Origin of the sequence: Amycolatopsis solani, from assembly GCF_033441515.1 — a bacterium.
Classification (GTDB): Bacteria; Actinomycetota; Actinomycetes; order Mycobacteriales; family Pseudonocardiaceae; genus Amycolatopsis; species Amycolatopsis solani.
Genome location: NZ_JAWQJT010000004.1, coordinates 539,913 through 552,480 on the forward strand (window position 1 = coordinate 539,913; position 12,568 = coordinate 552,480).

General features: G+C 72.1%; 9 protein-coding genes. 2 read left to right on the forward strand and 7 right to left on the reverse strand.

All coding sequences use genetic code 11. The annotated features are described in order from the left end of the window. Positions 1-12 precede the first annotated feature (12 nt). The 7 genes from SD460_RS46685 to SD460_RS46715 form a co-directional block, all read right to left on the reverse strand. Positions 13-2,307: a glycosyl hydrolase family 95 catalytic domain-containing protein gene (locus SD460_RS46685; protein WP_318307808.1), complete on the reverse strand. Its 2,295-nt coding sequence runs from the start codon at positions 2,305-2,307 to the stop codon at positions 13-15. A gap of 196 nt (positions 2,308-2,503) precedes the next feature. After that, entirely contained in the window at positions 2,504-3,910 is a 1,407-nt protein-coding gene (locus tag SD460_RS46690) for a M1 family metallopeptidase (protein WP_290057560.1), read from the reverse strand. Positions 3,911-4,000: 90 nt separating this feature from the next. Further along, positions 4,001-7,888 carry a Pls/PosA family non-ribosomal peptide synthetase gene (locus SD460_RS46695; RefSeq protein ID WP_318307809.1) on the reverse strand — a complete coding sequence of 1,296 codons (3,888 nt, stop codon included), beginning with the start codon at positions 7,886-7,888 and terminating at the stop codon, positions 4,001-4,003. A gap of 209 nt (positions 7,889-8,097) precedes the next feature. After that, on the reverse strand, positions 8,098-9,558 hold the full coding sequence (der, locus tag SD460_RS46700) for a ribosome biogenesis GTPase Der (protein WP_290057562.1): 1,461 nt from the start codon (positions 9,556-9,558) through the stop codon (positions 8,098-8,100). A 16-nt stretch (positions 9,559-9,574) separates the two neighbouring features. Further along, positions 9,575-10,234: a lysophospholipid acyltransferase family protein gene (locus SD460_RS46705; protein WP_290057563.1), complete on the reverse strand. Its 660-nt coding sequence runs from the start codon at positions 10,232-10,234 to the stop codon at positions 9,575-9,577. Next, a complete protein-coding gene (gene cmk / locus SD460_RS46710) occupies positions 10,231-10,935 on the reverse strand; it encodes a (d)CMP kinase (RefSeq protein ID WP_290057574.1) in 705 nt (234 codons plus the stop codon). The genes SD460_RS46705 and cmk overlap by 4 nt, the downstream gene beginning before the upstream one ends. A gap of 85 nt (positions 10,936-11,020) precedes the next feature. Then, positions 11,021-11,566, reverse strand: coding sequence for a TetR/AcrR family transcriptional regulator (locus tag SD460_RS46715; RefSeq protein ID WP_290057575.1), 546 nt, complete (start codon positions 11,564-11,566; stop codon positions 11,021-11,023). A gap of 112 nt (positions 11,567-11,678) precedes the next feature. On the opposite strand from SD460_RS46715, the gene SD460_RS46720 reads away from it, so the two are divergent. Both SD460_RS46720 and SD460_RS46725 read left to right on the forward strand, forming a co-directional pair. Further along, a complete protein-coding gene (locus SD460_RS46720) occupies positions 11,679-12,047 on the forward strand; it encodes a DUF4267 domain-containing protein (RefSeq protein WP_290057564.1) in 369 nt (122 codons plus the stop codon). A gap of 36 nt (positions 12,048-12,083) precedes the next feature. Then, the gene (locus SD460_RS46725) at positions 12,084-12,566 is read left to right on the forward strand and encodes a cation:proton antiporter regulatory subunit (RefSeq protein WP_247021590.1); all 483 of its coding nucleotides are present in this window, start codon (positions 12,084-12,086) and stop codon (positions 12,564-12,566) included. Positions 12,567-12,568 lie beyond the last annotated feature (2 nt).

Consider the following 12,568-nt stretch of genomic DNA (forward strand, 5'->3'; position numbering starts at 1 on the left):
TCGAAGCGGGTGTCAGACCGGCAGGCCCCACGCGGGCGCCGGACCGAGGGCGGGGACGTCTCGCGGCGCGAACTCCGGCCGCGTGCCCCGGGGCGTGACGACGGCGGTCCCACCGCGCCGCAGCCCGATCGAGAGCCGGCCCGGGCCGGCGGCCCGCCACGGCAGGTGCCTGCCGTGCTCGTCGCGGACGTCGACGTCCCCGGCGATGCCGTGCTGGAGGACCAGGGGTTCGCCGGCTTCGCTGCGCACGCGGACGAACTCCGTGGTGCCCCCGCGCCGGGAGGCGTCCACGAGGAACGCGCCCTCCGCGCGCAGCCCCGAGATCGAGGCGTCCCGCCAGGTCGACGACACCGACGGGAAGACCTTGAGCACCCCGCCGGAACCCTGCATCAGCATGTCCACAACGGACTGGGCGGCCGTGATCGGGCTCTCGATGGCGAAGTTCGAGCCTTCGCGGTACATCGTGTTCGCGGTCAGCTCGGTGTCGGCCACGATGTTCCGGTCGAGGAAGAACTTCAAGTACCGCAACGCTTCTTCCGGCGCGTCCATCACGGACTTCATCGAGGACGCGGCCGCGTAGCTGTAGCCGTGCCAGGCGGACTGGTCGGCGGCCCAGTGGTCGAAGGTGCGCGTCATGACGTCGCGGTCGGCGGGGGTGTCCCAGACCTTCTCCCGCAACGGGTACAGCCACAGCAGGTGCGAGAAGTGCCGGTGCGACGCGGCCAGCGGGACGCCGTCGCCGATCAGCACGCCGTTGACGGGATCTTCGTGGTAGGGCACCAGTTTCGCGCCGATCTCCCGCCAGATCGGCACGCGCGGCTCGTTCAGGCGCAGGATCCGGGCGGTGTCGACGAGGGTGCCGGCCGCCCACCGGATCAGCGACAGGTCGTAGGTGCAGTCGGGGGTGTCGGCGTACTCCGGCGACCGGGTCAGCGGCAGGTGCAGGAAGCCGTCCGGGCCCGTGACCAGGAAGTGGCGGTAGAAGTTCAGCGCCTTCGCCAGCGTCGGGTACAGGACGTCGCGCAGCACGCTCCGGTCCAGGTGGTGGCGGTAGGCCAGCCAGACGTTGTGCAGGCCCCACAACAGGTTCCCGGTCTGGTCGGTCTTGGACGTCGTCCCGGGAACGCCGACCGAGCGCGTGCCGCCGGGGCGCAGCCGCCAGTCACCCGGGTGCGAAAGCGCGTAGGTGTCGCCATCGCGGTACGCGGGCGGCACGGACGCCTCGAGGTTCGCGTGGTCGCGCCGGAAGGTCTCGGTGACGGCGTCGAGTTCGGGGTGGTTGCTGCTGTTGACGATCGGGTAGGTGACCTGGACGTTGAGGTTCCACCACACCGCGGTCCAGCTGTTGCCGACCTCGGGGAACCACGGGCCCCACTCCGAGACCACGGGGCCGCCGGCGCGCGTGGCGGCCGCGATCTTGTACAGCTGGATCCAGTAGAAGCGCTGCACCTGCTTGTCCGGCACCGAAACGAAGCTGCGCCGGTGGTAGTCGTTCCACCAGTGGCGGTGGCGCGCGAGGAGGAAGTCCGGGTTCAGCGCAAGCGCTTTCCGGACGCTCTCGAGGGCGTCGGCGGTGTGCGTGGTGCCGGGGAAACTGTAGGCGACGGTCGCAGCGAGGAGCCGCCGGGCCCCGATCGCGCGTTCCCGCCACGCCGTCGTGTACCCGCCGCCGGCGAGCATCGGCTGCGCGCAGTACCCGTCCGCGAGCTCGGGCGCGGGGTTCGCGACGTACTCGGGCGGCTTGCGGACGGCCCGCGTCGTCGCGGACTCCAGCGGCTGGAACGCCCACGCCGCACCGGCTTCGCCCGCGCTCGGCGTCATCGACACGAGCAGCACGCCGAGGTCGTTGTGCACGACCGCGGAGAAGGCGACCGAGCCCTGGGTCGTGGTGATGGTGCCGCCCAGCTCGGCGTTGTAGAGGTCGAGCGTCCAGTCGACGGCGGTGATCGCGCCGGCCAGGGTGAGCGTGAGGTAGCCGATCGGCAGCCGGGACAGGCCGATGCCCGCCTCCCACTGGATCCGCTGGTCCTGCACCTGGGTGTGGCTCAGCATCACCTTCAGCACCTGCGGCGTCTGGCCGGCGTAGACCTGCGCGCCGAGGTAGCCGTTGGCCAGGAACGGGCCCTCCCGCCAGTTCTTCGGCAGCCGCTTCCAGACCATGCGCGCGTCGGCGGCGACTTCGCGGTGCGGGTTCGCCGCCCCCGCGAGGGCGGGCGGGGCCCCCTTCGCCCACAGACCGCCGAAGGCCGCGGCCCCGGCCGCGACCGAGGCAGCACGGAGCACCGTCCGCCGGGACACTGAGTCCATGAAGCATCCTCCGAATTCATACTACGTTTCGGCGAGTTCAAGCGGCGGCGTGCGGCCATACTTGCAGAGGGTGTCCCAAAACGCCAGAGTCGTTCACCCGGAAAGCGGCAAAGACATCCGATGAATACCGGCGCGGGAGGTCGTGAGTGTTTAGTCGGGTTAGAACCCGACTAAACACTCACGAGCGTTGGGCGGGCTAAAGCGGCGGGAGAGCGGTCGAGTCGAGCCAGCGGGTGAAGAACGCGGTCAGCGGCCGGGCCGCGTACGCCTCCGCCGTCGAGACGAACTGGGCCGTCGTGACCAGACCGTGCCGGTTCTCGACCGCCCACGCCTTCAGCAGCGCGAAGAACGCCGGGTCGCCGATCTCCGTGCGGAGGGCGTGCAGGGTCAGGGCGCCGCGCTTGTAGACGCGCTCGTCGAACATCCGCGCCACGCCCGGGTCGGCGATCCGGACGTCCGCCGGCTTCGCCTTGACGCGCGCGTACCAGTCGCGGGCCAGCGCCTCGGCGGACGGCCCGCCGGACTCCTCCGACCACAGCCACTCGGCGTAGGTCGCGAAGCCTTCGTTCAGCCAGATGTGCCGCCAGTCCGCCACGGTCAGGCTGTTGCCGAACCACTGGTGGGACAGCTCGTGCACCACCAGCCGCTCGTACGTGCGGCGGCCGTCGACGTGGTTGGCGCCGAAGATCGACATGCCCTGCGCCTCGATCGGGTCGTCGAGGTCGTCGTCCGTGACCACGATGACGTACTCGTGGAACGGGTACGGGCCGAACAGCCGCTGGAGGAACTCCATCATCCGGCCCTGCCGCCCGAAGTCGCGGTCGAACGCCCGGCGCAGCCGCGGCGGCACGGCGGCCCGCTGCGGCACCGTCTCGGTGACCGACTCGACGCGGCCGTGCCCGAAGCCGAGGCTGAGCAGGCGCGCGCCCACGCCGGCGGGCGGCGCCCAGCCGCGGCCGGTCAGCTCGACGTCGTCGTAGCGGCCGATCTGCACGCTCATCAGGTACGTCGCCGTCGGCTCCGGCCGCTCGAACACCCACCTCGTCGTGCTGGCCGACGTCGACCGCTCGACGAGGGTGCCGGTGACCGCGACCAGGTACGGCGACGCCGTCGTCACGCTCACCCGGTACGACGCCTTGTCCGACGGGTGGTCGTTGCACGGGAACCACGACGGCGCGCCGACCGGCTGGCTCGCCACCAGCGCGCCGTCGGTCAGCTCGTCCCAGCCGACGTCACCCCAGCGGCTGCGGACCGGGCGCGGGTTGCCGACGTAGTGGACCTCGACCGTGAACGCGGCACCGGCCGCGACCGACTTCGCCGGCTTGACGTGCAGCTTCACCCCGCGCTTCACGTACTTCGCGGGCCGTCCGTCGACCAGCACGCGGTTGATCCGGAACTCGCCGAAGTCGAAGCTGGCACGGGAAAGCGCCTGCGTCGCCTCCGCGGTGATCACCGCCGCGGCCGACAGCCGGTTGGGCGCGACCTTGTAGTCGAGCGTGAGGTCGTAGTGCCGGACCCGGTACCCGCCGTTGCCGTGGGCGGGGAGGTAGGGATCACCGGAGGTGTCCGCGCCGGGTGCCGGAGCAGGAGCCTTCGCAATCACCCGAGCCGAACCTTTCCTCGTACCGACGTACCAAACCAGGCTCGCACGGACGGGTGAGTCCGGCGAGCCAGGTGGGTACTTCGTGACCTTCTACTTACCCGTCCACGCGGAGATCGGGTTGCCGAGCCAGCGCGTGTCGGCCGGCACCTCGTCGCCGCGGGTCACCAGCGACCCGGGGCCGACCGTGGTGCGCGCGCCGATACCGGCGCCCGGCAGCACGATGCCGTGCGGGCCGAGCGTCGCGCCTTGGCCGAGCACCACCCGCGACATGCTCATGATCCGGTCGTGGAACAGGTGCGTCTGCACGACGCAGCCGCGGTTGATGGTCGCGCCGTCGCCCAGCTCGACGAGGTCGGCCTCGGGCAGCCAGTACGTCTCGAGCCAGACCCCGCGGCCGATCTTGACGCCCATCGTGCGCAGCCACGCGCTCAGCAGCGGCGTGCCGCCGATCGAGCCGATCAGCCACGGCACCGCGAGCGCCTCGACGAACGTGTCGGCCAGCTCGTTGCGCCAGACGAACGAGCTCCACAGCGGGTGGTCGACTTCGCGGAACTTGCCGACCAGCAGCCACTTCACGACGGTCGCGGTCAGCGCCGCCACGACGCCGGCGGCCAGCAGCGCGGGCCCGGCGAGCAGCACGGCGACCCCGAACCCGAACACGGACGCGGCCCACAGCAGCCCGAAGGCGACCGACACGGTCAGCGCGACGCCGCACATCACCGGGATGATCCGGCACAGCTCGACCAGCGCCCGCGCCGCCTTCAGGTGCAGCGCCGGGGTGTAGGTGCGGCTGGTGTCAGCGTCGCCGATCGCGCGGCGCACCGGCAGCGGCGGCATGCCGAGGTACGACGAACCCTTCTTCGCCTTCAACGGCGTCGAGGACAACACACCCACGAGTCCGCGCTTCGGCACCGAACGCCCCGGGGCGGTCATCCCCGAGTTGCCGAGGAACGCCTGCTTGCCGATCCGGGCCGGGGCGACGTGCAGCCAGCCGTGGCCGAGTTCGTAGGTCGCCACCATGGTGTCGTCGGCCAGGAACGCACCGCTGTCGACCTTGGTCATCTTCGGCAGCGCCAGGACGGTCGACGCCTCGACGTTGCGGCCGACCTTCGCGCCGAGCAGCCGCAGCCACACCGGCGTGAACAGGCTGGCGTACAGCGGGAACAGGCCTTCGCGGGCCATGCTCATCAGCCGTTCGGTGGCCCAGACCTGCCACGCGACGCGGCCGTGCACCGGGTGGTAGCCCTCGACCATGCCGATGCTCAGCGCCCGGACACCGGCCAGCACCAGCAGCATGTAAGCCAGGAAGTACGCGGCGGTCGCGACCGGCACGAAGACCAGCGCCCGGGTGAACGCGTCGAGCAGCGTCGGCGCGCCGGAGATCGCGTAGCCGAGGACGGCGACGCCCGCCAGCGCGGCGAAGCCGGGCAGGAAGCCGAGCGCCAGGGAAGTCACGCCGTACACGGTGGCCCAGAAGTGCGACCGCGGCGGGCGGCTCGACGGCCACTTCAGCGCGTCACGCTCGTCCTTCGCCACGCGCGCGGCGGGCGAACCGGCCCAGCGCTGCCCGGCCGGGACGGCACCGCGGACGGTCGAGCCGGCCGCGATCTCCGCGCCCTTGCCGATCCGGACGCCCGGGAACAGCGTGCTGCGCGCGCCGATGCGGGCTTCCGCGCCGACGCGGACCTTGCCGATGTGCACGACGTCGCCGTCGACCCAGTGGCCGGTCAGGTCGACCTCGGGCTCGATCGCGGCCCCGCGGCCCAGCTTCAGGAAGCCGGTGACCGGCGGCGGCGAGTGCAGGTCGACGTCCTTGCCGATCCGCGCGCCGAGCGCCTTCGCGTACGTCGTCATCCAGGACGCGCCGGCGACGCTGTCCGCGCCGGAGAACTCGGCGAGCTTCTCGGCCGTCCACAGTCGCAAGTGGACACTCCCGCCGCGCGGGTAGGTGCCGGGACGGACCCCGGACAGCAGCACGCGCGCGCCACCGGCGGCGATCGCGATCCGGCCCGCGGGGCTGAACAGCACCACCCAGGCCAGGCCGAGCCACGCCCAGTTCAGCGTCGGCGCCCAGGCGAACCCGAGCAGGGACAGGACGTTCGACAGCGCGGCGGCCAGCGTCGCCCAGCGCAGGCCGACGAGCCCCATCAGCGGGACGGTCAGCAATGTCTGGACGACCCCGGCGCGACGCGGGGTCGGTGCGATGTCGCGGCGTTCGGTGGCCTGGCCGCTCAGCGCGTCCAGCACCGCGGCCAGCGCACCCAGCTTGGGGTGGGCGTAGACGTCGGCGACCGACACCTGCGGGTGCCGGGTGCGGATGCGCGCGACCACCTGCGCGGCGGTCAGGCTGCCGCCGCCGTGGGTGAAGAAGTCGGCCTTCGGGTCGTCGACCGACACCCCGAGGATCTCGGCCCAGCCTTCGGCGAGCCACGTCTCGGTCGGCGACAGCCCGGTGGCGTCCACTGTGGACAGCGGCCACGGGAGGGCGTTGCGGTCGACCTTGCCGGAGGTGCGGGTCGGCAGGTCTTCGACGACGGCGAGCAGCGGCACCAGCGCGGCGGGCAGGTGCTCACGCAGCCGGTTCGCGGCCTGGTCGTGGTCGAACGGCTCGGTGCCGGGCACGACGTAGCCGACGAGGACCTGGTTGCCCGCCTTGGTGCGGCGGATCGCGGCGGCCGCGCCCTGCACCCCGGGGAGGGCCTGCAGCGCGGCGTCGACCTCGCCCAGCTCGATGCGGCGGCCGCCGAGCTTGACCTGCTCGTCGAGCCGGCCGAGGAACAGCAGGCCCTCGGCTTCGGCGCGGACCATGTCACCCGAGCGGTAGGCGCGCTGCCAGCCCAGCGACGGCAGCGGCGCGAACTTCTCCGCGTCCTTCTCGGTGTCGAGGTAGCGGGCCAGGCCGACACCGCCGATCACGAGCTCGCCGGTCTCGCCCATCGCGACCGGCCGGCCCTCGTCGTTGACGACGGCGAGCTGCCAGCCGGACAGCGGCAGGCCGATCCGCACCGGGCCCTCACCGGTCAGCTGCGCGGCGCAGGCGACGACGGTGGCCTCGGTCGGGCCGTAGGTGTTCCAGACTTCGCGGCCTTCGACGGCGACGCGCTCGGCCAGCTCCGGCGGGCACGCTTCGCCGCCGAAGATGAGCAGGCGGACGTCTTCGAGCGCGTCGGCGGGCCACAGCGCGGCCAGCGTCGGCACGGTCGAGACGACGGTGATCCGCTGCGCGACCAGCCACGGGCCGAGGTCGACGCCGGTGCGGACCAGCGCGCGGGGCGCCGGGACCAGGCAGGCGCCGTGGCGCCAGGCCAGCCACATCTCTTCGCAGGAAGCGTCGAAGGCGACGCTCAGGCCGGCCAGGACGCGGTCGCCGGGGCCGACCGGCTCGTCGGCGAGGAAGAGCTCGGCCTCGGCGTCGACGAACGCGGCGGCGGAGGCGTGCGTGACCGCGACGCCCTTGGGCTTGCCGGTGGAACCGGAGGTGAAGATGATCCAGGCGTCGTCGGCCGGGCCGGGGACGCCGTCACGCCCACCCGGCGTGCTGTGGACGTTGATCTTGCCGTCGGTGGCGACGGCGGCCACTTGTGCTTCCTCGAAGACCAGTTCGGCGCGCTCGTCCGGGTCGTCCGCGTCGACGGGCACGTACGCGGCGCCGACGGACAGGGTGGCGAGGATCGCGATGTACAGCTCGGCGGTGCCGGAGGAGATCCGGATGCCGACGCGGTCACCGAGGCCGACGCCGTAGCCGCGCAGCCGCCGGCCGTAGGCGTCGATCTCCTCGAGGAGCCGCCGGTAGGTCAGCGTCGTGGTGCCGTCGTCGATCGCGGCGGCGTTGGGGTGGAGCTCGGCGGTCGCCGCGACGATGTCGAGCAGGGTGCGCTCGCTCGCGCCGAGCCCCGACCAGAACAGGGCGCGGTCAGCGACCGGGGCCGGCGCCGCCGTGACCGCGGCGGAACCGGTGGGTTCGATCGTGACGGTCATCGAGCGTCCACCTCGACCGTGACGAAGACATGCAGGGACAAAGCATGGGCGCGCAAGCCCACCACTCACCTTCCGGGAGCCTCAACCGGGCTCGCTCTCCTGGTTGAGGCGCCCGCAACGACCTTCCACAATACCTGTGGATGACGAAAAGGTATCCACAGGGTCACGAGGGAGTGTCGGACCTCACGCGGGCCCGCCACGTGGGGAAATCACCGCGTCCGTGCGGCCTTCCCGCCGATCTTCTGCTTCGCCTTCTTCTCCCGGACCCGGACGTTCACCCGGACGGGGCTGCCGGTGAAGCCGAACTGCTCCCGGAACTTGCGCTCGATGAACCGGCGGTAGCCCGCCTCGAGGAAGCCGGTGGTGAACAGCACCAGCGTCGGCGGCCGGATGCCGGCCTGCGTCGCGAACAGCACCTTCGGCTGCTTGCCCGAGCGGACCGGCGGCGGGGTGGCCGCGATCAGGTCGGACAGCCACGCGTTGAGCTGACCGGTCGGCACCCGCTGGTCCCACGACTTCAGCGCGGTCCGCAGCGCCGGCGCGAGCTTGCGCACCGAACGGCCGGTCAGCGCCGAGATGTTGACCTTCTCCGCCCACGGCACGCGGACCAGGCCGCGGTCGAGCTCGCGGACCATCGCGTGCCGCCGGTCCTCGTCGACCAGGTCCCACTTGTTGAACGCGAGCACGCAGGCGCGCCCGGCCTCGACGACCATGGTCAGCACCCGCAGGTCCTGCTCCGAGAGCGGCTCGGCCGCGTCGAGCAGCACGATCGCGACCTCGGCCGCGTCGATCGCGGTCTTGGTGCGCAGCGAGGCGTAGTACTCGGCGCCGGCGGCGAAGTTGACGCGCTTGCGCAGGCCCGCCGTGTCGACGAACCGCCAGGTCTCGCCGTCCAGCTCGACCAGCGAGTCGACCGGGTCGACGGTGGTGCCGGCGACCGAGTCGACGACCGAGCGCTCCTCGCCGGAGAGCTTGTTGAGCAGGCTCGACTTGCCGACGTTCGGCTTGCCGACCAGCGCGACGCGCCGCGGCCCCGACGTCACGGCGCCGCCTTCGCGCGGCGACTCGGGCAGGGCCTTGAGGATGGCGTCGAGCAGGTCGCCGGAGCTGCGGCCGTGCAGCGCGCTGACCGGGTGCGGCTCGCCGAGGCCGAGCGACCACAGCGACGCGGTGTCCGCGAGCAGGCGGTCGTCGTCGACCTTGTTCGCGGCCAGCAGCACCGGCTTCTTCGAGCGGCGCAGCACCTTGGAGACGGCTTCGTCGGTGGCGGTGGCGCCGACCGTGGCGTCGATCACCAGCAGCACGGCGTCCGCGGTCTGCATGGCCAGCTCGGCCTGCGCGGCGACGGAGGCCTGCAGGCCGGTCGCGTCCGGCTCCCAGCCACCCGTGTCGACCAGGGTGAACTTGCGCCCGCCCCAGAAGGCGTCGTAGGCGACGCGGTCGCGGGTCACGCCCGGCACGTCCTGCACGACGGCTTCGCGGCGGCCGAGGATGCGGTTGACCAGCGTCGACTTGCCCACGTTCGGGCGGCCGACGACGGCGAGCACCGGCTGCGCGAGCGCGGCCTCCTCGGCCAGCTCGGCCGCCTCGATCTGCGCGTCGAGCGCGGCGAACTCGGTCTCTTCCGACCAAGTGCCGTCGACTTCGCCGATGCTGTCGAACTCTTCCATGAGAACCCAATTTCCCTTATGGCGTAACGAATCCGTTTTCGCTACGCCAATCGTCCAAAGTCTTGACGAGCGCCGCGAGCTCGCCGCGGAGCTCTTCGGTGCCCTGGTCGAGCCCGGTCTTCCCGGGGCCGACCTTCGGCGTGAACGGCTCCCCCACGAGGATGTCCACGCGCGGGCGCCAGCGCCGCTTGCCGTCGGCCGGCTTGCGGGTCCCCCGCGTCGCGACCGGGAGCACGGTCGCGCCGGAGGCCCGGACCAGCCAGGCCGCGCCGCGTTCGGCCGCGCCGACGTCCCCGGCGCCGCGGGTGCCTTCGGGGAAGATCCCGACGACCCCGCCGCCCTTGAGCACGCCGACCGCGGTCATCAGCGGTTTGCGGTCGATCTCGCCGCGCTTGAGCGGGATCTGCCCGATCGCCAGGAGGAACCTCCCGGCGAGCCCGGCGAACAGCTCGGCCTTGACCAGGAACGCCGAACGCCGCGGCAGCATTCCGAAGATCAGCTGCGGCTCGATCATCGAACTGTGGTTGGCGACCACGACCACCGGCCCGGTGGCGGGCATGCGGTCACGGCCGTGCACGCGAACGCGGAAGGCCGACCGCAAATGGTACCGGGCGAAAATCCGCCCGGCTTCGTGGAGCCATGCGACGGATCCCTCGGGGAGTCCGTCAGCTTTCATCGCGCTACCTCGGCGTTGCACCCCGCCAGCAGGCCGCGGTGGCTGGCCAGTTCGCTGAGGGCGACGATCACCTGGTCGATCGACAGTTCGGACGTGTCGACGTGCACGGCGTCGTCGGCCGCGCGCAGCGGCGAGGCGGCGCGGGTCGAGTCGAGGTGGTCGCGGCGCTCGACGCTCGCCAGCGCGTCGGCGACCGACGACGTCCGGCCGGCGGCGGTGTCCTGGGTGCTCCGGCGGGAGGCGCGGACGTCGGCCGACGCGGTCAGGAAGACCTTCAGCGGCGAGTCCGGCACGACGACGGTGCCGATGTCGCGGCCCTCGACGACGATCCCGCCGCGGTGCCCGACGACGTCGCCGATGATCTCGCGCTGCCTGCCGACCAGCAGCTCGCGCACGTGCGGCACGGCCGAGACCGGCGAGACGGCCTTGGTGACCTCGGGACCTCGGATGTCGGCGGCGACGTCCTCGCCGCCGAGCCGGATCTCGGGGCGCTCGGGGCTGGTCCCGATGCTGAAGTCCGCCTGGTCGGCGACGTCGGCGACGGCTGACTGGTCGGTGGGGTCCACGCCGGCGCGCAGCACGGCGAGGGTGACCATCCGGTACATGGCACCGGTGTCGAGGTAGCCGGCGCCGAGGCGGTCGGCGAGCTTGCGGGCGACGGTGGTCTTCCCGGTCCCCGACGGGCCGTCCAAGGCGACCACACCACGTAGGGCTCCCGTCACCGGCACTCTCCTCGCGTTCTCGTCGGCTTTGGGGTCCATTCTGCCGGTCGGGGTGCGGAGGAGATCAGTCGCCCCGCGCGCCGAAGCGGGCGACGACCAAGGCGAGGCGCTCGTCACGGTGTTCCGGGGACAGCCGGTGGCCGCGGTCCAGCGTCACCAGGCCGTGCAGCGTGCTCCAGAACACCTCGGTCAGCGCGCCCGCGTCCTGGCTGCCCGACACCGGCTCGACCACGGCGAAGAGCCCGCCGTAGGCCTCCTGCATCACCGCCGGGGTGTCGTCCTGGGCGAACGGCAGCTCCGACGCCAGCGTGAACATCGCGTCGTACAGCGCGGGCTTGGCCTCGGCGAACGCCACGTACGCCGCGGCGACCCCGGCGACCCCGCCGGCACGGGCGGCCGCGAGCGCGGTGGACAGCTCACCGAAGCCCTCGAGCGCGGCCGCCGTCATGATCGCGTCCTTGCCGCCGGGGAAGTGGCTGTAGAGCACCGGCTGGCTGTACTCGATCAGGGCCGCGAGCCGCCGGGTGGTGACCGCGTCCCAGCCCTCCGCTTCGGCGAGCTCCCTGGCCGCCGTGACGATCCGCTGCCCGCGCTCGGTCCGGTCGCGCACACGCCGTTGTCGCTGGATCATGAGCCGATGCTAGCACTGCTAGACAAACTAGCGCCGCTAAGTTAGCGTTGCTAGTAATGCTAGCGCCGCTAGAAAAACTGAAGGGAACACCATGGTGATCACCGGCTACGTCCTCGTCGCGATCGTCTCGCTCGGCATCATCTACATCGGCCTCAACTACCTCTTCGCGCCGGTGAAGACCGCCGCGGGCTTCGGCTTCGGCGAAGTCCCCGAAAACGCCGCAAACTTCTTGAACGTCAAGGGCGGCCGCGACGTCGGCGCCGGCCTGATCCCGCTGGCCCTGATGATCTACGGCGACCCGCACGCGCTGGGCTGGGTCTTCCTCACCGCGGCCCTCTGGCCCGTCTTCGACATGCTGATCGTGCTGCGCCACCGGGGGAAGAAGGCCGTCGCCTTCGGCGTCCACGGCCTCACCGCCGCCGTCATGGTCGTCGCGGCGCTGCTGCTCCTGCTCGGCTGAACGTCGCGAATCGGACAGGTGGGTTACGGTGGTTGGGTGAACGTCGAAGTAACCCCTCTTCCCGGCATCGGGGTCCGCAAGGACTTCAGCACCCGTACCGGCCGCCGCATCGGCGTCGTGTCGCAGCGGGACGGCCACACCGAGCTCATCGTGTCCAAAGCGGACGACGCCGACGCCTGCGCCGCCTCGATCCCGCTGACCGCGGACGAGGCGGGCACGCTGGCCAACCTGCTCGGCGCGCCGCAGCTGGTCGCCCAGCTCACCGAGGAGCACCAGGACCTGCCGGGGATCAGCACCAAGCAGCTGCCGATCAAGCCGTCCGGCCCGTTCGACGGCCGGACGCTCGGCGACACGGCGATGCGCACCCGCACCGGCGTCTCGGTGGTCGCGGTCGCGCGGGCCGGCCAGGTGCACCCCTCGCCGACGCCCGACTTCGCCCTCACCGGCGGCGACCTGCTGGTCGCCGTCGGCACGAGCGAGGGTCTCGAAGCCGCCGCCAAGATCCTGAAGTACGGCTGAGC

What these genes read in the sequence shown, in the direction of transcription:
- SD460_RS46720 (WP_290057564.1), top strand. Translation starts at nt 11,679, where the DNA reads ATGGTGATCACCGGCTACGTCCTCGTCGCGATCGTCTCGCTCGGCATC.
- SD460_RS46705 (WP_290057563.1), bottom strand. Translation starts at nt 10,234, where the DNA reads ATGAAAGCTGACGGACTCCCCGAGGGATCCGTCGCATGGCTCCACGAA.
- SD460_RS46685 (WP_318307808.1), bottom strand. Translation starts at nt 2,307, where the DNA reads ATGGACTCAGTGTCCCGGCGGACGGTGCTCCGTGCTGCCTCGGTCGCG.
- SD460_RS46695 (WP_318307809.1), bottom strand. Translation starts at nt 7,888, where the DNA reads ATGACCGTCACGATCGAACCCACCGGTTCCGCCGCGGTCACGGCGGCG.
- der (WP_290057562.1), bottom strand. Translation starts at nt 9,558, where the DNA reads ATGGAAGAGTTCGACAGCATCGGCGAAGTCGACGGCACTTGGTCGGAA.